The sequence below is a fragment of the Bradyrhizobium sp. U87765 SZCCT0048 genome (assembly GCF_018131225.1).
Lineage (GTDB): Bacteria > Pseudomonadota > Alphaproteobacteria > Rhizobiales > Xanthobacteraceae > Bradyrhizobium_A.
The window spans coordinates 1603704-1622949 of the sequence record NZ_JAFCMM010000001.1 but is presented as its reverse complement, the minus strand read 5'-3'; the positions used below and the strand labels follow the sequence as shown (position 1 = coordinate 1622949).

18 protein-coding genes are annotated in these 19246 nt (G+C 65.1%); 15 read left to right on the top strand and 3 right to left on the bottom strand.

The window, feature by feature from the left end:
- The first annotated feature begins 424 nt into the window (after window positions 1-424).
- From JQ639_RS07020 to JQ639_RS07000, 5 genes are all read left to right on the top strand, one after another.
- The gene (locus tag JQ639_RS07020) at window positions 425-2032 is read left to right on the top strand and encodes an MDR family MFS transporter (protein WP_211965299.1); all 1608 of its coding nucleotides are present in this window, start codon (window positions 425-427) and stop codon (window positions 2030-2032) included.
- Window positions 2033-2064: 32 nt separating this feature from the next.
- The gene (locus tag JQ639_RS07015; RefSeq protein WP_211965297.1) at window positions 2065-3255 is read left to right on the top strand and encodes an adenylate/guanylate cyclase domain-containing protein; all 1191 of its coding nucleotides are present in this window, start codon (window positions 2065-2067) and stop codon (window positions 3253-3255) included.
- A 541-nt stretch (window positions 3256-3796) separates the two neighbouring features.
- On the top strand, window positions 3797-4084 hold the full coding sequence (locus JQ639_RS07010; protein WP_211976403.1) for a GIY-YIG nuclease family protein: 288 nt from the start codon (window positions 3797-3799) through the stop codon (window positions 4082-4084).
- Window positions 4085-4100: 16 nt separating this feature from the next.
- A complete protein-coding gene (locus tag JQ639_RS07005; protein WP_211990901.1) occupies window positions 4101-4331 on the top strand; it encodes a hypothetical protein in 231 nt (76 codons plus the stop codon).
- Between the two features lie 136 nt (window positions 4332-4467).
- Window positions 4468-5343 carry a dienelactone hydrolase family protein gene (locus JQ639_RS07000; RefSeq protein ID WP_211965296.1) on the top strand — a complete coding sequence of 292 codons (876 nt, stop codon included), beginning with the start codon at window positions 4468-4470 and terminating at the stop codon, window positions 5341-5343.
- A 320-nt stretch (window positions 5344-5663) separates the two neighbouring features.
- Here the strand turns inward: JQ639_RS07000 and JQ639_RS06995 are convergent, their stop codons facing one another.
- On the bottom strand, window positions 5664-6596 hold the full coding sequence (locus tag JQ639_RS06995; RefSeq protein WP_211965295.1) for a ribokinase: 933 nt from the start codon (window positions 6594-6596) through the stop codon (window positions 5664-5666).
- 74 nt (window positions 6597-6670) lie between these two features.
- A complete protein-coding gene (locus JQ639_RS06990) occupies window positions 6671-7585 on the bottom strand; it encodes a LysR family transcriptional regulator (RefSeq protein ID WP_211965293.1) in 915 nt (304 codons plus the stop codon).
- A gap of 188 nt (window positions 7586-7773) precedes the next feature.
- Between JQ639_RS06990 and JQ639_RS06985 the strand changes: the two genes are divergently transcribed.
- The 3 genes from JQ639_RS06985 to JQ639_RS35800 all read left to right on the top strand — a co-directional run bounded on the left by JQ639_RS06985 (window position 7774) and on the right by JQ639_RS35800 (window position 11176).
- The gene (locus JQ639_RS06985) at window positions 7774-9072 is read left to right on the top strand and encodes an MFS transporter (protein ID WP_211965283.1); all 1299 of its coding nucleotides are present in this window, start codon (window positions 7774-7776) and stop codon (window positions 9070-9072) included.
- A 29-nt stretch (window positions 9073-9101) separates the two neighbouring features.
- Window positions 9102-10178, top strand: coding sequence for a tartrate dehydrogenase (locus tag JQ639_RS06980; RefSeq protein WP_211965281.1), 1077 nt, complete (start codon window positions 9102-9104; stop codon window positions 10176-10178).
- 620 nt (window positions 10179-10798) lie between these two features.
- The gene (locus JQ639_RS35800; RefSeq protein WP_371745028.1) at window positions 10799-11176 is read left to right on the top strand and encodes an HIT family protein; all 378 of its coding nucleotides are present in this window, start codon (window positions 10799-10801) and stop codon (window positions 11174-11176) included.
- A 251-nt stretch (window positions 11177-11427) separates the two neighbouring features.
- Here JQ639_RS35800 and JQ639_RS06970 read toward each other — a convergent pair whose 3' ends face one another.
- Window positions 11428-12372, bottom strand: coding sequence for a LysR substrate-binding domain-containing protein (locus tag JQ639_RS06970; RefSeq protein WP_211965277.1), 945 nt, complete (start codon window positions 12370-12372; stop codon window positions 11428-11430).
- Between the two features lie 276 nt (window positions 12373-12648).
- Between JQ639_RS06970 and JQ639_RS06965 the strand changes: the two genes are divergently transcribed.
- From JQ639_RS06965 to JQ639_RS06935, 7 genes are all read left to right on the top strand, one after another.
- Window positions 12649-13035: a cupin domain-containing protein gene (locus JQ639_RS06965; RefSeq protein ID WP_211965275.1), complete on the top strand. Its 387-nt coding sequence runs from the start codon at window positions 12649-12651 to the stop codon at window positions 13033-13035.
- Window positions 13036-13141: 106 nt separating this feature from the next.
- Entirely contained in the window at window positions 13142-14350 is a 1209-nt protein-coding gene (locus JQ639_RS06960; protein WP_211965273.1) for an FAD-dependent oxidoreductase, read from the top strand.
- 143 nt (window positions 14351-14493) lie between these two features.
- Complete coding sequence (locus JQ639_RS06955; protein ID WP_211965270.1) at window positions 14494-15489, top strand: ABC transporter substrate-binding protein; 996 nt, start codon at window positions 14494-14496, stop codon at window positions 15487-15489.
- Between the two features lie 2 nt (window positions 15490-15491).
- Window positions 15492-16343 (top strand): ABC transporter permease, encoded by an 852-nt coding sequence (locus JQ639_RS06950; RefSeq protein WP_211965261.1) that lies wholly within the window; start codon window positions 15492-15494, stop codon window positions 16341-16343.
- A gap of 14 nt (window positions 16344-16357) precedes the next feature.
- On the top strand, window positions 16358-17161 hold the full coding sequence (locus tag JQ639_RS06945) for an ABC transporter ATP-binding protein (protein ID WP_211965259.1): 804 nt from the start codon (window positions 16358-16360) through the stop codon (window positions 17159-17161).
- A 313-nt stretch (window positions 17162-17474) separates the two neighbouring features.
- On the top strand, window positions 17475-17840 hold the full coding sequence (locus JQ639_RS06940; RefSeq protein ID WP_211965257.1) for a hypothetical protein: 366 nt from the start codon (window positions 17475-17477) through the stop codon (window positions 17838-17840).
- A 718-nt stretch (window positions 17841-18558) separates the two neighbouring features.
- Window positions 18559-19188 carry a hypothetical protein gene (locus JQ639_RS06935; RefSeq protein WP_211976437.1) on the top strand — a complete coding sequence of 210 codons (630 nt, stop codon included), beginning with the start codon at window positions 18559-18561 and terminating at the stop codon, window positions 19186-19188.
- Window positions 19189-19246: the final 58 nt, after the last annotated feature.

Here is a 19246-nt window from a genome sequence, read left to right as displayed (position 1 = left end):
AACTCATGGTTCGCGAAGCGGCCCGCTGGGCCGCTCCTCACCATGAGGAGGCTGATCGCGGAAGTGGATGCCGAAAATGTAAAGGCGCCTTTGCCTCTTCTCTGCGTCATCACCGGGCCGGCGCGCCGGCGCCGTGACAGCCCGAGCCCGATGTTTCGGTTTTGGGTCATCAAAGAACGCAACTCGGTATCGCCGAGTTGCTATGGATCCAGATTCAAGCGTTGCGACACGCGGCGCGCAAGCTGGATGCGCGGGTCTGGCCCGCGCATGACGCCGAATGTGATGGCCCGCTTTTGGTTCGCAATCGAAGCCTCGCCTGCTTCACACCTTCCACTCCCGCGGGATGATCCTTTCCACCTTTCCGCGATTATCGCTGCGCAGATCCTGCGGCATGGTCATCGCAACACACCGATGGAGTCCGGTCATGTCGACCCTCACGCTTACCCCCCCGCCCAACGCGCCGTCCGCGCCTGCGGCCGCGCCGGCGGCGCCGGGCACGCTGAAGATGTGGACGGCGGTTGCCGGCTCGACGCTCGGCGCCTTCATGGCGGTGCTCAACATCCAGATCGTCAACGCTTCGCTCGCCGACATCCAGGGTGCGATCGGCGCGGGCATCGACGACGGCGGCTGGATTTCGACGTCCTACCTGATCGCCGAGATCGTGGTCATTCCATTGTCGGCCTGGCTTGCGAGAGCGTTCTCGATCCGCGTCTACCTGCTCACCAACGCGATCCTGTTCCTGGTGTTCTCGGCGGCGTGCGCACTGGCGCAGAACCTGCCGCAAATGATTGCGCTGCGGGCCGTGCAGGGCTTCTGCGGCGGCGTCCTGATCCCGATGGCGTTCACCATCATCATCACCATGCTGCCCAAGGCCAAGCAGCCGATCGGCCTCGCGCTGTTCGCCATCTCCGCGACCTTTGCACCGGCGATCGGCCCGACCATCGGCGGCTATCTCACCGAGAACTGGGGCTGGCAGTACATCTTCTACGTCAACCTCGTGCCGGGCGCGATCATGGTCGCGATGCTGTGGGCCTCGCTCGACGCCAGGCCGATGCAGCTCCATGTGCTGCGCCAGGGCGACTGGCCGGGCATCGCCACCATGGCGATCGGCCTGGCCGCGCTGCAGACGGTGCTGGAAGAAGGCAACAAGGACGACTGGTTCGGCTCGACCTTCATCGTACGGCTGTCGATCATTGCCGCGGTGGCGCTGACGCTGTTCGTCATCGTCGAGCTGCGGAGCGATCGGCCGCTGCTCAACCTCCGGCTGCTCCTGCGGCGCAACTTCGGCTTCGGCGTGCTCGCCAATTTCCTGCTGGGCGTTGCGCTCTACGGCTCGGTGTTCGTGCTGCCGCTCTATCTCTCCCGCATCCAGGGCTACAATTCCGAGCAGATCGGCTTCGTTCTGGCCTGGACCGGCCTGCCGCAACTGGTGCTGATCCCGCTGGTGCCGCGGCTGATGAAGCTGATCGACGTGCGGCTCCTGATCGCGTTTGGTCTCGCTCTGTTCGCTGTCAGCAACTTCATGAACATCTACATGACGGTGGACTATGCCGCCGACCAGCTGCTGTGGCCGAATATCGTGCGGGCGGTCGGGCAGGCGCTGTGCTTCGCGCCGCTGTCGGCGGTGGCGACCGCAGGCATCGAGCCGGAGAACGCCGGCTCCGCCTCGGCGCTGTTCAACATGATGCGCAACCTCGGCGGCGCCATCGGCATCGCCATGCTGCAGACGTTCCAGACCAAGCGCGAACAGTTTCACTCCAGCATCCTGAGCCAGCCGGTGTCGCTGCTCGGCGAGGCGACGCGGGCGCGGCTCAGCCAGCTGACCAACTATTTCCTCAGCCATGGCGTGTCCGATGTCGCCGCCGCCCAGCACAAGGCGATCGTCGCGATGGCGCTGCGGGTGCGCCAGCAGGCCAACATCATGGCGTTCAGCGACACCTTCTATCTGCTCGGTGCAGCGCTGATCGTCGCCATGGTGGCGGCGCTGCTGCTCAAGCCACCGGCCCAGCTGTCCGGCGGTGGGGGGCACTGACGGTCGTGTACGTTCCACTGGGAGAGACGGCAATGACCATGATCCTGAGCCATCCGCATGTCGCAGCCCGCACGCCCCTGGCGGCGGCGCTGCTCGGCTGCGTCGAATGGATGTCCGGGGACGAGTGCCATGATCTCGACGACGCCGGCCTTGTCGCCGGGCTCGGGCGGCGGCTGCGCGCAGCCGGGCTGCCGGTCGATCGTCTTGCGCTTCACCTGCGTACGCTGCATCCGGAAATTCTCGGCCGCACGCTGGCATGGTCGCCAAACAGCTCCGTCGAGATCTACGACCGCTCCCATGGCATCGAGACGTCAACGGATTTCGTGCACAGTCCGGCGCGTTTTGTCATGGACCATGGCGAGCCGCTCGACGTGCGGCTCGATCGCCGCGAGGCCCGCAACTGGACCCTGATCGACGTCTACCGCGATCGCGGCCTTGTCGATATGATGGTTCGTCCGCTCAACACGACTGACGGGCCGGTCAGTGCGGTGACGTTCTGTACCGCGCGCCCCGGCGGCTTTACCGCCAGCGAGCGCGTGGCGATCGAGCGTATCGTGCCGGCGCTGCGCAACCTGTGCGAGCTGCGCACCCTGCGCAAGGTCGAATTGACCCTGCTCGACACCTATGTCGGCCCGATCACCGCGCAGCGTATTCTCGGCGGCCGCATCCGGCGCGGGCAGGTCGAGACGCTGGAGGCGGCGTTGCTGCTGTGCGACCTGCGCGGCTTCACGGCATGGTCCGGTGCGCAACCCTGCGCCCAGGTGATTGCGATGCTCAACGGCTATTTCGACCGTGTCGTGCCGGCGATCACCGACGCCGGCGGCGAGGTGGTCAAGTTCATGGGCGACGCCGTGCTGGCGTTCTTCCATCACGAGGATGCAGCTGCGGCCTGCGCCGCTGCACATGACGCGGCGCAGGCGGCGCTCGGCAACCTTGCTGGCGGCATCGGCGGCGTCGCCGTCGAGGCCGGAATCGCGCTGCATTACGGCGAGGTTAGCTACGGCAACATCGGCTCCGGCCGGCGCATGGATTTCACGGTGATCGGCCGCGACGTCAATCTCATCAGCCGCATCCAGTCGGTATGCGCCGACGGCGGCCATCCGCTGCTCGCCTCGCCCCGCTTCGCCGGGCTGCTGCCGGACGCGCGCGCCGCCAGCATCGGCCCGTCGCAACTCAAGGGGTTTGCCGATCCCGTCGAGCTGTTCCGCCTGCCGGTGGGGTGACGGCGACAGGTTCGTCGAGGACCTGCGCCTTGGGCATGGCCGGGCTGGCTCGATCTCCACGACGACATTGCGGCGCGCTTCCATACGAGACGGCGCGTCGATCGGGGAGGCGCACAAGAAGCCGGATCACCGGGTCTCGGCGCTGCGCGCCGGCCCGGTGATGACGCGGGAGAGGGACGGACGGGGCATCTATCTCTATATTTATATATCTCTACCTCTACCTCTCTATCTCTCCAACTCTATCCAGCGATCTCTTTCTCTCAATCAAACCATCTTCTTTCCCGATGCGCTCCCACACCCGCTGCGTCATGGCCGGGCTTGACCCGGCCATCCAGCTTCGCGCGATCGTGTGTGCAAGGCTTTCATTGTGCGCGGCAAGAATCTGTAACTGCCGGTCTGCCGCCGGTCGCCAGCCACACCCACTGCGTCATGGCCGGGCCTGACCCGGCCATCCAGCTTTGCGCGATGGGCGTGCGCAGCTTCATTACTCACTGCGAGAATTGGTGCTTGCGCCGCGCACGAGATGGTTCAAGATATCCGCATGAGCTATTGGGTCTACATGCTCGCGAGCGCGCCTGGTGGCACGTTGTATGTCGGCGTGACGAACGATCTCGTTCGTCGCGTCTACGAGCATCGCGAGGATGCCATCGATGGCTTCACCAGGCGCTATGATGTCAAATCTCTCGTCTACTTCGAGGCCCACGACACTGCGGTTGCGGCGATCCAGCGCGAGAAGAACATCAAGCACTGGCCGCGTCGCTGGAAGGTCGATCTGATCGCTAGGGACAATCCGGGCTGGATCGATCTCTACGACGATATTGCGGCATGATCCCCTGCGAGGCGACATGTCGATCCCGCAGAGTTGCAGAAGAAAGCTGGATCACCGGGTCTCGGCGCTGCGCGCCGGCCCGGTGATGACGCGGGAGAGGGACGGACGGGGCATCTATCTCTATATTTATATATCTCTACCTCTACCTCTCTATCTCTCCAACTCTATCCAGCGATCTCTTTCTCTCAATCAAACCATCTTCTTTCCCGATGCGCTCTCAGACCCGCTGCGTCATGGCCGGGCTTGACCCGGCCATCCAGCTTGACGACGCTTTCGCGTCGACGGCACTGAGCTTGAACCCGTGGGCGCGCTGCGTTGACACACGATCGTCACTGGCGAAGATGCGCTTTCACGGGACCTCGATCATGATGGAACGCAGGACTATGTTGCTCACCCTGTTGGCGGCGACGGCAACGGCAACGGCGGCCGTGATCGCCGGCATCGGTGGCGCCTGCGCCGACGACCTGCCCGAAACAGTCCGCTTCGCCGGGCCCGATGGCGTCACGCTCACGGGCTATCTGTTTCATCCGCGTGGAAGCGCCCGCCGCACGCCCGGGATGGTGATGATGCATGGCCGTGCCGGGCCGTACTCCAGTCTGGCCGATGGTCGCTTCGATGCCACGACGCTGTCGCAGCGTCACCGCGCCTGGGGCTGGCACTGGGCCGATCTCGGTATCGCCGCACTGCTGGTCGACGGCTTCGGGCCGCGCGGCTTTCCAGCCGGATTCCCGGTGCATTCCTACGACGATCGTCCCGACGCGGTGAACGAGGTGACGGTGCGGCCGCGCGACGCCTATGCCGCGCTCGCCTGGCTGCGTGGCCGTGCCGAGATCGACGGTCGCCACATCGGGCTGCAGGGCTGGTCGAACGGCGGCAGCGCCACGCTCGCGACCATGGCCGACGTCACGCTGCGCCAGCAAGGCCTCGCGCCGCAGGACGGCTTCGTCGGCGCGGTCGCGTTCTACCCGGCCTGCGGGCTGCACGGCGTGTTCGAGGCAGGTTATCGGCCCTACGCGCCGGTGCGGGTGTTCAGCGGCGATGCCGACGAGGAGGTGTCCGCGAAACGTTGCGCTGCGCTGGTCAACAGGAGCCGCGCCGACGGTGGCGATATCGCCATCACCGTCTATCCCGACGCCACCCATGATTTCGACGATCCCGGCCGTCGCCGTCAGGGCGTCCCCGCCAACGTCGCCGCCCGCACCGATGCGGTGCCCCGCGCGACCGACTTCATCATGGGGCTGTTCGCGGCCAAGCGATGAGGGACGTTCGCTTTTGCGGCTGACGATCGCGCGTCGTTCGCTGTCTTGCGCCCCATCCTTGCCCTCGTCGTTCGGGGCAAGCTGGATTCAAAGCAACCGGGCTGCGCCGATGGGCGTTCTTTCGGGCTCCGACCCGGAAACATCCGGCCTGGTCTGTCTCGGCGCCTGCGCGTCAGCCTGTTGCTGACGTTGAAGAACGGCGTCTCCCTTCATTCCACGTCATGGCCGGGCTCGACCCGGCCATCCAGCTTGCGCGACGACGTGCATCTCGGGATGTGAAAGCCACCCGCGATAGCGCCCGCCAGTCGCAGGCGAAACCTCTACGTCTTCGCTTGCGCGCGCAGCAGCGCCTCGGTCTCCGCGCGGTGCGGCATCGCCGTGGCGGCGCCGGGGCGGGTGACAGAGATGCCGGCAGCGGCGGCGCCGAAGCGTGCGGCGTCGAGCGGATCCTCACCGCGTGCCAGCGCCGCGGCGAAACTGCCGACGAAGGCGTCACCGGCGCCCACGGTGGCGACGACCGCGCCGGCGCTGACCGGCGGAATGTGCACCGAACGCGTTTGGGTGTGGAACAGCGACCCGCGCTCGCCCAGCGTGATCAACGCGGTGCCGGCGCCCTTGGCCAGCAGCGCGTCGCCCGCACGGCGGGCGCCGTCGAGATCGGTGACGGCGATGCCGGTCAGGGCCTGCGCCTCGCTCTCGTTCGGAACGACATAGTCGCTGAGGGCGTAGAGCGCGTCGTCGAACGGGCCCGCGGGCGCCGGATTGAACACCGTGATCGCGCCAGCCTCGCGGGCGATCGCAAGGCCGCGCGCCGCCGCCGCCGCCGGCTGCTCGAGCTGGGTGACGAACACGCCGGCGCCACGGATGGCATCGGCCGCGGCATCGACGTCGGCGGCGCTGAGCTCGCCGGCCGCGCCGGGCACCACCAGCACGGCGTTGTCGCCGCGGCTCTCGTGAATATAGATGAAGGCTGCGCCGGTCGGCGTCTTGGTCTCGATCACCCGCGGGTTGATGCCTTCGGCCTTCCACATCGTCAGCGCGAGTTCGCCGAACGGATCGTGCGCCAGACGCGAGATGAAGCTGACCCCGGCGCCGGCGCGGGCCGCCGCCACCGCCTGGTTCGAGCCCTTGCCGCCGGGGCCGATGGCGAAGCCCGAGCCGATCAGCGTCTCCCCGACTGCCGGCATCCTGCTGGCGAGGAAATTGAGGTCGGCGACGAAGATGCCGAGGATGGCAACGCGACCCGTGGTCATCGGCGGATCTCGCAGGCGAGGGGGGCACACGGGCGATGTTGCGGCCGGATCTCGATCGTCATGGTCATCGTGGACTAGGCTTCCTCTGCGTAGCGGCGAAGGCGGGTGGCCAATATACCCAACATTTCGTCGCGGGTGGCATCCCGCGTGCCGCGGACCCACGCCGCGGCAAGGGGGAGAATATCGCGGCCGCCCCCGCCCGGGGTCCGCAGGGGGATATAGCGCACGCCGGGCACAGCCATCCGCGAGGTCCAGCGTGGCACCAGCGCGATCCCGAGCCCGGCGGCGACCAGGCTGACGATGGTCTGCTTCTCGGCGGCAATCTGGGCGATCTGCGGCGGCAGGCCAGCGCGCGCGAACAGCTTGATGGTGAGGTCATGGCTGTGCGGCCGTGAGCGGCGATCGGGCACGATCAGGGCTTCGTCGGCCAGTGCGGCGATCGTGAGGGTCTTGCGCCGGGCCAGGGCATGGCGCGCCGGCAGCGCCACCACCACGCTTTCGTGGAACAGCGGCCGCATCTGTAGCTGGCGTGCGGGATGCTCCGGCGGGCGCACGATGGCGAGGTCGAGGCGGCCGGAGATCAGCCGCGGCAGCAGGCGGATGGTCTTGTCCTCGACCAGTTCGACCGTGACCCCGGGAAGGCGGTCGCGGAAGTCGTGCAGCAGCATCGGCACGAGGCCCGCGGCGGCGGTATCGATGGCGCCGAGCCGCAGCGTTCGCCGGTTCTGGCGGCCGCGCTGGCGGAACCGGGTCGCCAGCGCGTCGGCGGTTGCGATCAGGTCGCGGGCTTGCGTCAGCAGGGCGGCGCCATCCTCGGTCAGGGCGACGTTGCGCGTCGTCCGTGTCAGTAACTGCAGGCCGAGGTCGTCCTCGAGCTGGCGCACGTAACGCCCGAGCGCGGCTGGCAGGATCTCGAGCCGGCGCGCGGCGCGGCCGAAATGCAGGTCTTCCGCGACCGCGACGAAGCAGCGGAGATGATTGAGATCCATCGGTTGGTCGGCGCCTTCTTGCTCGCGGCGAGATTATATCAATATTTTATATAATCCAGTGTCGATTGAGCGCTGGCCCATACCACCCCTAGGTTGCCCAACGCACGGCGCTGCGCTGCGCCGGCCAAACGAGCTCGTCCGAACGGGCTCCATCAATCAGGCTCAAGGCCGATGCAGGGGAGACGTCGATGGACAACAGGCTCGAACGGCGGGTGATGCGCAAGGTGTCGTGGCGCATCGTGCCCTTTGTCATGCTGCTGTACTTCGTCGCCTACATCGACCGCGTCAACATCGGTTTCGCGGCGCTGACCATGAACAAGGATCTCGGCTTCACGTCCGCGGTGTTCGGTTTTGGCGCGGGCATCTTCTTCTGGGGCTACTTTCTGTTCGAGGTGCCGTCCAATATCTTGCTCGACAAGGTCGGCGCACGCATCTGGATCGCGCGTGTCATGATCACCTGGGGCCTCGTGTCGGGTGCGATGGCCTTCGTCTGGAGCCCGGCCAGCTTCTATGCGCTGCGCTTCTTGCTCGGTGCGGCCGAGGCCGGCTTCTTTCCCGGCATCATCCTGTACCTCAGCTACTGGTTTCCGGCGCGCCGCCGGGCCGCCGTCACCTCGCTGTTCATGGCGGCCGCGCCGCTGTCGGTGGTGCTGGGCTCGCCGGTATCGAGTGCGCTGCTCGAGATGCATGGCCTCGGCGGCCTCAGGGGCTGGCAGTGGCTGTTCATCATCGAGGCGCTGCCGGCCGTGCTGCTCGGCTTTGTCGTTCTCGCCTTCATGACCGATCGGCCGGAGAAGGCGCACTGGCTCGGTGATGACGAGCGCGCCTGGCTGGTCCACGCCATGGCTGCGGAGCGCGCCGGCGCGGTGGGCGCATCCCACGGCAGCATCTGGCGCGGCCTCGCCGACATTCGCGTGCTGGCCCTCGCACTGGTTTATTTTGGCACGTCCGCCGGCCTCTACACGCTCGGGATCTGGGCGCCGCAGATCATCAAGAGCTTTGGCCTGTCCAATCTCGAGGTCGGCCTGCTCAACGCCGTGCCGCCGACCGTGGCGGTCGTCGCCATGTATCTTTGGTCGTGGCATTCCGACCGCACCGCCGAGCGCACCTGGCACGTGGTGCTGCCGTGCCTCGTCGCCGCGTTCGGCCTGCTGCTCGCGGGTGTTTCCGGCACGGTGCTCGCCGTGGTCGCGGCGTTGACGCTGGTCAACGTCGGCATCAGCGCGGCCAAGCCGCCGCTGTGGAGCATGCCGACACTGTTTCTCGCCGGACCTGCCGCTGCGACCGGCATCGCAACCATCAACTCGATCGGCAATCTCGGTGGTTTCGCCGGGCCGGCGATGATCGGCTGGATCAAGGACCAGACCGGCAGCTACGCCGGCGGTCTTTATTTCGTCGGCGGGCTGCTGATGCTGTCCGCGGTGCTCACGCTCGTTCTGTCCCGATCATTGCTGCGGCCGGCGGCCACGAATGTCGTGAAGGCCTGAAAATTCGTTCCCTATACGGAGAGATTGTGATGAAGACCTACAGGATCGCGGCTATTCCCGGTGACGGCATCGGTGGCGAGGTGATTTCCGCGGGCGTCGAGGTGCTGCAAGCGCTGGCGCAACGCGAGGGCCGTTTCGGCGTCACGGTCGATACCTTCGACTGGGGCGGCGAGTATTACAAGGCCCACGGCCGGATGATGCCGGAGAACGGCCGCGATCTCATCCGCCACCACAATGCCATCCTGTTCGGCTCGGCTGGCCATCCCGAGATCCCGGATCATGTGACGCTGTGGGGCCTGCGGCTCGCGATCTGCCAGCCGTTCGACCAGTACGCCAATGTGCGGCCGACCCGCGTGCTGCCCGGCATCACCTCGCCGCTGCGCAATGTCGCGGGCGGTGAGCTTGACTGGGTCATCGTCCGCGAGAATTCCGAAGGCGAGTATGCCGGCGTCGGCGGACGCGTGCACCAGGGGCTGCCGATCGAGGCGGCGACGGACGTCTCGATGTTCACCCGCGCCGGCGTCGAGCGCATCATGCGCTTTGCCTTCCGTCTCGCGCAGTCGCGCCCGCGCAAGCTGCTCACCGTCGTCACCAAGTCCAACGCCCAGCGTCACGCCATGGTGATGTGGGACGAGATCGCGACCGCGGTTGCCGCCGAGTTTCCGGATGTCGCCTGGGACAAGATGCTGGTCGACGCCATGACGGTGCGGATGGTGATGAAGCCGCAGACGCTCGACACCATCGTCGCCACCAACCTGCACGCCGACATCCTGTCGGACCTCGCCGCGGCGCTCGCCGGCTCGCTCGGCATCGCGCCGACCGCCAACATCAATCCCGAGGGCGCGTTTCCCTCGATGTTCGAGCCCATTCACGGCTCGGCCTTCGATATCACGGGCAAGGGCATCGCCAATCCCATCGGCACGTTCTGGTCGTCGGTGATGCTGCTCGACCATCTCGGCGAAGCCGCCGCCGCGCGCCGCCTGATGGCTGCGATCGAGCGCGTCACCGGCGATACCCGCTTCCACACCCCCGATCTCGGCGGCCGCGCCCGCACCGCCGACGTCACCGCTGCCGTGATCGACGCGATCCAGGGCGCGAACGACTGAGGGGCGGGGGGCACGGGCGTCCCGATCTGTCCTCCTCATCCAGGTCTTTCCCCGCATCCGGGTCTGTCCCTCATCCGGGTCGCCCCCCTCGTCCTGAGCAGCCCGCGCAGCGCTCATCCCCTCATCCTTGTAACTGTCGATTTGTCTCCGTCATGCCCGGCCTTGTGCCGGGCATCCACGTCTTTACAGCCTGTCAGCAGGGAAGACGTGGATGGCTGGGACAGGCCCGGCCATGACGAGTGCAACGAAGGCCGAATTTCATTGGCTTCTTTTGGAGTTAGGCTCCGAGGAGCCCGCGCAGCGGGCGTTTCGAAGGATGAGGCCCGGAACGGTCTTGCAAGGAAGCGAGCGTCTCGGCCTCATGGTTCGAGACGCGGCCCGCTGGGCCGCTCCTCACCATGAGGCGTAGAGGCGGGCGTTGCCGTAACCATGAGGAAAAACCGCCGGTCTGCAGTGCCCGCCGGGCCGCCCACGACGTTTGTCATCGCTCCGCCGCGGTCGCTGTGGCAATGTCGGCGCCGCCGCGTCGGGTCGGCGGCCATACAGATACAGGTGGGGCAATGAACGGCGAAAATTGTCTGTTTTGTCGGATTGCGCGCGGTGAGCTGGCGTGCCATGCGGTGCATGAGGACGACGACATCGTCGCCTTTCTCGACATCCATCCGGTCCGCCCCGGTCACACCCTGATCATCCCGCGGGCGCACTATCCCTGGTTCGAGGACCTGCCCGCCGATCTCGCGACGCGGATCACCACCGTGGCGCAGCGCCTCGCACGCGAGATGAAGGCGCTCTATGGCGTCGAGCGCGTGGCGATGGCCTATACCGGCATTCATGTCGCGCACGCCCATGCCCATGTCCTGCCGATGCACCAGCCCCATGACGTGACGTCGGCGGTCTATCTGCGCAACGGCCTCGACAGCTTCGCCATGCCGCCGCAGGCGAGCGCGCAGGAACTCGGCGAGACGGCGAGCGTTTTGCGGCAGCGGCTGGTGCAATAGCGGCGGAGGAGGGCGGCTCTGTTCCGCGTCATTGCCGGGCGGACGTGCTTGCCGCGATGGGCGACGCTGCTTGCGGCGACCTTCGGCTCATCTCCTCATCCTGAGGAGCCCGCGCAGCGGGCGTCTCGAAGGATGAGGCCCGGAGCGGCCGTGCAACGGAGGCGAGTGCCTCGGCCTCATGGTTCGAGACGGCGCTGGCGCGCCTCCTCACCATGAGGAAAGCCGCGCTACCCTTTTCCGCGTCGCCAGCCTCACCGCCGCTCGCCGCGTATTGACGCGCGGCCGGCCGGCGCCGCGTTGCCATGACGAAACGTTTCGGCCTGCGTCTGCAGCCAGCCGCGAAATGACGTCAGCAGCGCGTCGCCGGTCTTCTCCTCGGGATAGGCGAAGTAGTATGCGCCCTCGCTCAGCACCGACAGGTTCGACAGCACCTTGAGCTGGCCGGCACGCAACTGGTTGGCGACCAGGAAGCGCGGCAGCAGCGCGACGCCGAGGCCGGAGCAGGCGGCGCTGATCAACATCGACTGGATGTCGAAGCGCGGTCCGCGCAGCACGTTGACGTCACCGATTTCGGCGTCGTTGCACCAGCGTCGCCATGCTTCCGGACGCGTCACCAGATGCAGCAGGCGCTGGCGTCCGATCATGTCCGGCGTCATGCGGCTGAGACGGCCGAGCAGTGACGGACTGCCCATCGGAAACAGCACCTCGTCGAACAGATAGTCCGCGCGTGCGCCGGGCCAATCCGGCTGGCCGAAATACAGTGCGCCGTCGAGCGCGCTTTCGCTGAAGAAGAAACGCCGGTTGCGCGCGCTGACATGTACGGTGACGCCGGCCTGGCGCCCATAGAAGTCGGGCAGTCGCGGGATCAGCCATTCCGCGCCGACGGTCGGCAGTGCGGCGACCTCCAGCATCGAGCCGTCGGCCTCATAACCCATCACCTCTTGGGTGTCGCGTTCGATGCGCTCGATCATCTGCACCACGCGGGTGCGATAGGCCGCGCCGGCGCGCGTCAGAGTGATACGCTTCTTGATGCGGTGGAACAGCCGCACGCCGAGCTGGTCCTCGAGCTGCGAGATCTGGCGCGACACGGCGCTTTCCGTCAACGCCAGCTCGTCGGCCGCGCGGGTGATGCTGAGATGGCGGGCTGCCGCGTTGAACGCCGTCAGTGCCGAAATGCTGGGCAGTTTGCGTCGCACGGGTTCATCCCGGAAACGAGTTCATTCCAAAAACTCAAGATGTCTCCAGAATATATCGTTTGCGGGCATGGTCACAAGCCGCCATTGATCGGACCCGGCCGATCGAGGCGGCAGGTGGCAGTGGCGGATAGTTCGCCGGAGCCGTCCAAACGCACTGTCCTCGTGGCTGCGAAGAGGCGTCCGACTGCGCGGCGCCGTCTGTCGGCAATGTCATGAAAGACTGCGGCGGCGTCGCTTGGTGACGGGCCGCTTCCCGGATTTTGCGAGAGGATTGTCGTGGCCATCAACAAATTGCACGATGAGTTTCACACGCTGGACATGTCCGGCGGCTGGCAGCTTCCCGAAGGGTACGATCCAAAGTCCGGCGCGCTGGAAAAAATCCTGTCCGGCTCGCTCGACCTGGTGAACAAGCGCGGCAGCCGCACGCGTCTCCTCAAGTTCCCGCCGGGACTTTTCACCACACAGGCCATCGTCCACGACTTCTGGGAAGAGGTTTTCCTGGTGTCCGGCGATCTGACCGTCGGCAACGACGCCAATGGCGAGGGCGGTACGGCCTTCTCAGGCCATACCTACGCGGTGCGCCCGCCCGGCGCCTGGCATGGTCCGTTCAAGTCGACCGGCGGCTGCCTGCTGCTCGAGATCCACTACTACGATCCTGCCTGATCGGATCATCAGTCCGTCTCCGGCGCGGCTGCCCGCACCGCGCGATCGCCGTCCTGCCGGCGGCGCGGTCGTTCGCCTTCCACACGTCTGAAGCTTGAGGTTTGATATGAGCAGTGCAAAGCATCCGGTGATCGTCGCGGGCGCGGGACCCGTCGGGATGGTTGCGGCGGCGAGCCTGGTGCGCCAGGGCATTCCGGTCCTGGTGCTGGAGAAGAGTGGCGATCTCAGCCGCGAATCGCGAGCGTCGACTTTCCATCCGCCGACGCTCGACATGCTCGACGATCTCGGCTTCGCGCAGGCGCTGATCGCCCAGGGCCTCAAGGCGCCGACGGTGCAGTACTCTTCGACCGCCGACGGCCTGCTCGGCACCTTCGACTTCTCCGCGATTTCCGATCTGACCCGCCATCCGTTCCGTCTCCAGGCCGAGCAGTTCAAGCTGACGCGCATCGTCCTCGAGGCGCTGCGCGACAATCCGTTGTTCGCGATCGAATTCGAATGCGAGGTGACCGGCATCGCCCAGACCGCCGATGGCGTGAAGATGACGGCGACCCAGGCCGGCCTCGAAGTGGTGTTCGAATGCGATTGGCTGATCGGCGCCGACGGCGCCAACAGCATCGTGCGCCGTGCGCAGGACATTCCCTTCGAGGGCTTCACCTGGCCGGAGCGTTTCCTGGTCATGACCACGCCGGTCGATTTCACCGCGCTGCGGCCCGGCGTGTCGTCGGTCAGTTATGTCGCCGATCCCGAGCGCTGGCACTTCCTGCTGCGCATCATCGGCGCCTGGCGCGTCATGATGCCGGTGCCGAACGACATGAGCGACGAGACCGCGTTGTCGCCGGCCTACGTCGAGGAATCGATCCGCCGCGTGGTGCCGCCGCAGATCGATGCCGCGATCCAGCACACCACGCTCTATCGTGTCCATCAGCGTGTTGCGACTTCATTCCAGAAGGGGCGCACATTCCTGGTCGGCGATGCCGCCCACATCAACAATCCGCTCGGCGGCATGGGCATGAATGGCGGCATCCACGATGCGCTCAATCTGACCGGGAAGCTCGGTCCGGTGATCAACGGCAGCGCCGACGCGAGCCTGCTTGCGGACTATGATCTGCAGCGCCGCACCGTGACGATGCAGGCGATCCAGGGCGACACCATCCGCAACAAGCGCAATCTTGAGGCGAAAGATGAGGCAGATCGCGCCCGCTTTCGCGATGAGATCCGCGCCGCCGCGGCGGATGGCGAGAAGGGGCGTCAGTTGCTGCGCCGGATTGCAATGCTGGATTCGCTGGCGCGCGCAGCGTCATTGCACGCGGCCTGAGCCCTGCGAATTGCTGGCATGCGCGGTGCGCGTAGCGGACACTGGAGCGATCAATTCGGCGGCAAGAGGTGACCACGACTTCGTCTTGACCTCATTTCCGGCCGCGGACTATCTGAAAATTCAGAGATACGAGGAGAACGTCGATGACCGCCAGCCATGTGTCCCGCAGGGCATTCACCGGAGCGCTTGGTCTGGGCGCTGCGTTCGCGACTGGGCTCTTGCGGCCGCAGTCTGCGTTTGCGCAGGTCAATCGTTCGGGCGCCGGCGGTCTCGCACCGCCATCCAACGGCTCGTTCCTGGTGCCGATCATTCGCAAGCTTGAGCTCGACAAGAAGGACGGCCTCGACTTCGACATCAACCTCTATAGCGATCCCTCGACGCTGTATTCGGATCTCGCCGCGGCGCGCACCAGCCACATCTTCGGCGCGATCTACAACTGCGCCAACTTCTATGTCCGCGGCGTGCCGCTGAAACTGCTGTTCACGATCTCGACCGCCAACCACGCCTTCATCGCCAGGGATCCGAAGATCATCCGGGCGGCTGATCTCGAAGGCAAGACCGTGGCGGCGACGACGAGCTCCGGATTTTATGGCATGGCGGTGCTGTTCCTGAAGCAGAACGGCCTCGACCCGCGCAAGAACCTCAATGTCATCAACTCGCCGCCGTCCGCGGTGCAGACCCAGCTGATGGCCGAGAAGGCCGATGCCGGCCTGCTGTTCGATCCCGCGCTGTCGAGCATGCTGACGCAGGGTTATCACCTCGTCGGCAACATGAACGACGGCATCCGCGATCATCTCAGGATGAAGCATGGCGCACCAGTCTGGTATCTTGGCGCCTACGCGCGCAAGGACTGGGTCGATGCCGATCCCAGGCGTGCGGCGGCGACCATGAGGATGTGGCAGGAGGCGGCGCAGTTTTACAACCAGAGCCCCGATGAAGCCGACAAGATGATCTCCGAGTTCACCCACGTGTCGCGTGAGGCGCTGGGACTGAGCCGCACCCTCGGTATCACTCAGTTCGAGGTCCAGCCGGCGATCGAGCAGAAGGCCAACCTCGACGCGCTGTTCGGCGGCTTCAAGGAGGTCGGCTTCCTCAACGACCTTCCTGATGACGGCATCTACCACCAGTGGGCGAGCTGACCATGGCGAGCGCGACCAGCCCCGCGCCGGGCAGCAACGGCGCTCTCTCGGCCGGATCCGTGAAACCCGCGGTGGTGGCGAAGCGTGGCCGCGGCCTCGTTGGCCGCGTACTGCGCGCGGTGCTGCCGTTCGTGGTCATCGCCATCATCTGGCAGATCGCCTCGCTCTATACCAAGCCCTACCTTTTTCCGGGCCTCGGCAGCGTTGCGAAGAGCTTCTGGACCATCCTGACCACCTGGGACCTGCTGTCCCAGGGCCTGGTCACCTGGGCGCGCCTCGTGGTGGCGGTCGCCGCGTCGCTGGTGATCGGCATTCCCATCGGCCTTGCTATCGGCCTGTCGCGGCGGGCAGACGAGTTTCTCCGGCCGATCGTCAAGTTCATCATGGGCGTGCCGGCGCTCAACTGGGTGATCATCGTCATCATCTGGTTCTCCAGCACCGAACTGCGCATCGGCTTCGTGCTGGTGGTGCTGTGCACCCCGGTGACGGTGTACTGCGTCTATGACGGCGTCCGCAGCATCGACCGCAAGCTCACCGACATGGTGCTGGCGTTCGGCGCCAACCCGATCCAGCACGTCCGGCTGCTGCTGTGGCCCTACGTCAAGGCGTCGGCGTTCACGGCGGCCAAGCTCAATGTCGGCAACGCAGTGCGCACCGTCATCGTCGCCGAGCTCGTCGGCGCGCCGCTCGGCATCGGCAAGGAGCTCGATCTCGCCAAGAACGTGTTCGACATGGCGACGGTGCTGGCCTGGACCATTGTCCTGGTGCTGATGGCGCTGATCATGACCCAGGGCATCGAGGTCGCCGAGCGCGTCACGCTGCGCTGGCGCGGCGAGAGCCAGGGCCGGGACTAAAGGGGAGAACAGGGATGACCATCGCAACGTCCACCGGCGCGATCGCCGCTGCCGCTCCCAAGCTCACGGTCGAGCACGCCCGCAAGAGCTTCCGCCAGGCCAATGGCGGCGATGTCGCCGCCATTGCCGATCTCAGCTTCACCGTGCGCGCGGGCGAATATGTCGCCATCGTCGGGCCGACCGGTGCCGGCAAGTCGGTGCTGCTCGATTGCCTGCTCGGTCTGAAGACCCTCGATGCCGGCCAGATCCTGATCGACGGTCGGCCCGTTCAGAATTTTGTTCGCGAGAAGAAGGGCCACATCACCCGCATCTTCCAGGAAGATCGCCTGCTGCCGTGGCTGTCGGCCACCGACAATGCCGCGTTCGGCCTGCAGATCCAGGGTGTGGCCGAGAAGGACCGCCGCGCCAGCGCGGCGAAGTGGCTGGAGGCTGTGGGGCTATCCGGCTTCAAGGAGGCGCTGCCGCGCGAACTCTCCGGCGGCATGCGCCAGCGCGTCAATATCGCCCGGGCGTTCGCGCCCAATCCCGAGCTGGTGCTGCTGGACGAGGCGTTCAGCGCCCTCGATGACGTCACCGCGACGCGGTTGCGGCAGGATTTCAAGACGCTGGCGCAGGCCCAGTCGACGACGTTCCTCATCGTCACCCACAGCATCGACGAGGCGATCTTCCTCGCCAATCGCATCCTGGTGTTCGGCGCGCCGGCCCGCCTGATGGCCGAAATCGCGGTCCCGCCCCACGCCCACGAGGACCGCGTTCTGTCGGACCGGATCAAGGACGAGGTGCGCACACTGATCGCGGCGGGCGCCCGGGTGCATTGACGCATCGATGGTGCGGGGGCCAGTGGACGGCGGTATCAGGGCAAGGGCGGTGGCATCCGGGTACGGTCGCCCGGCCGCCTCAGCGCGCCGCCGAGCGCGTTCCCGCAGATTTTCCCCCAATGTGGCACGCCTTTTTAATCGGCAGCGGGTATTTTCGATTCCGGCGCAGCCATGGCGCGTGCGCGCGGTCTGGTTGTTTTGGATTGTGGTGATTGTCGCGGTGTTGGTCGCGGACGTCATCCTTGTCGCGTGTCTCATCGCGGTGAGGTGAGGGAGGAGCGGCGGCCTCAAAGGCGGGATGGCGCTCGTTATCATGGGCAAGTTCTATACCGATGGGCAGCTTATGGAAGCGATCACTGCCTTAGAGAACCACTCTCCCGGTATTTGGGAGAGAATGAAGAAGATAGCCTCGGCTCCAGATGCTGTTAGCGAAGAGCAAAAGGACGAGGAGGAAATGGCATGGACGGCAATTACGCGCGTGTTTGATATCGTTTTTCCTAGGTTGTCTTTTATCGCGCACGCCGAAGACAAGTTATTTGCGAGACACGTGCTGAACCTGGAAATTGGGGAAGCCCCCGTGCTGCTGCCGCAACGCCAATATCTGAGCAAAAATAATTTCAGGGGGCATCACAATGTCGAAGCCGATTGTATTCATCGATACAAGTTGGCTGTTGCATGAGCTCTAGTACAAATCGACTTTGATCTGCGACCAGAGGCTTGCGGGCGACCTTTGCAGATCGATCGCTGCGTTGTGCGGTCGGGATACTTGTCCTGCTCGGTGCTCAGTGGGCTCACGCTACAGAGGTGGGGACAGGCGGAGCGGTTCGCGATGTCGCCACCCCCGCAACCGGGCCCTTACCAATGTATGTCGGTCAATCAACCTCAGTTGAAGCGAGGAAGGCAACTGCGAGCTATTCAGCCTATTTTTTGGATGAATTGCCGCGCGATCTTGCTTCGTCGGCAGGGCCCCCGGGAGCTACGCATGTTGTGATTGCTACGGTACTGCTCAAGGAGGCGCCGAGTTGGAATGGAGGTCGCGATGTCTCGGGAGCGCTCCCAAAAGACATCCCGCTCGATTTTCTTCACCCGAAGTCAATTACTAAAGGTTTGGAGCGGGAATGCCGCTGTAGGTAGCGTATTCAACATACAGTTTGGCTCTCGTGCCGATAGTAGCGCTTTATCTATCCTTTTGCCCCTGAGCAGCTTGCGCGTGAGTACTACGTAATCACGTTTGTCGATCAGAAGGATGGAATTCAGCGGCTGTTTCAACGCCCCATCTCCGAGACGCAATATCAAAATTGGCAGGCTGAAGCCTCAGCTTACAGTATCATGCGAAGCAAGCCCGGTTTTCATGATAAGAGGCTCTAGGAGGAAGTCTTTCTATGAGGCTGTGCGGTATGACGGGAAGCAGGTCATTCACGCCCGTGGTGTTGTGGTGGCGCATCGGATTTATCGTGGCGACACTCACGCTTTGGGTTGTTCCGCAGCGCGGAGGAAAGGAGGTCGGGGGCATTTCCTCTATGATTGCTCTGTCGTCTACAGCTGCCGAGCTGCAACAATTGGCGGAGATTGCTGGATACTTCACCTATTTTCTCGATGAAGTGCCAAGCGATGGTGATCTGTCGCCTCTCTATACAGAAGCTGGCGACGTTGTCATCGCCAAGGTGAAGCTCCAACGCCCTTTGGCTTATCTGATCGGGCGTGACGAGTCCGGTGCGGAGAATAGTCGCATGCCGCGCGACCGCTTTTTGGCGCATATCAAACTGTTGCAAGTTCTGCGTGGAGACGCGGTGACCGATCGTGTCGCCGAAGTGCGCTTCGCTGTCACAGGCGAGCTACGACGATTTATCTACCCCTATACGCCGGATCAGATTGAACGCGAGTATTTCGTAGTCCTCTGCCTGGATCGAGCGGATGGCGTTCAACGCTTAAAGCCGTTCGCGATATCGGAGGCCCGGTATTCGCAGTGGTGGTCGGAAAGCAATGCTTACAGAATCTTTGTCGAAACGAGAAAACCAAATCATTAGGTGGCGCATGACGTGGTTGGATGTCTCCGCAAAGATCCGATTCTATGGCGTTGGTGAC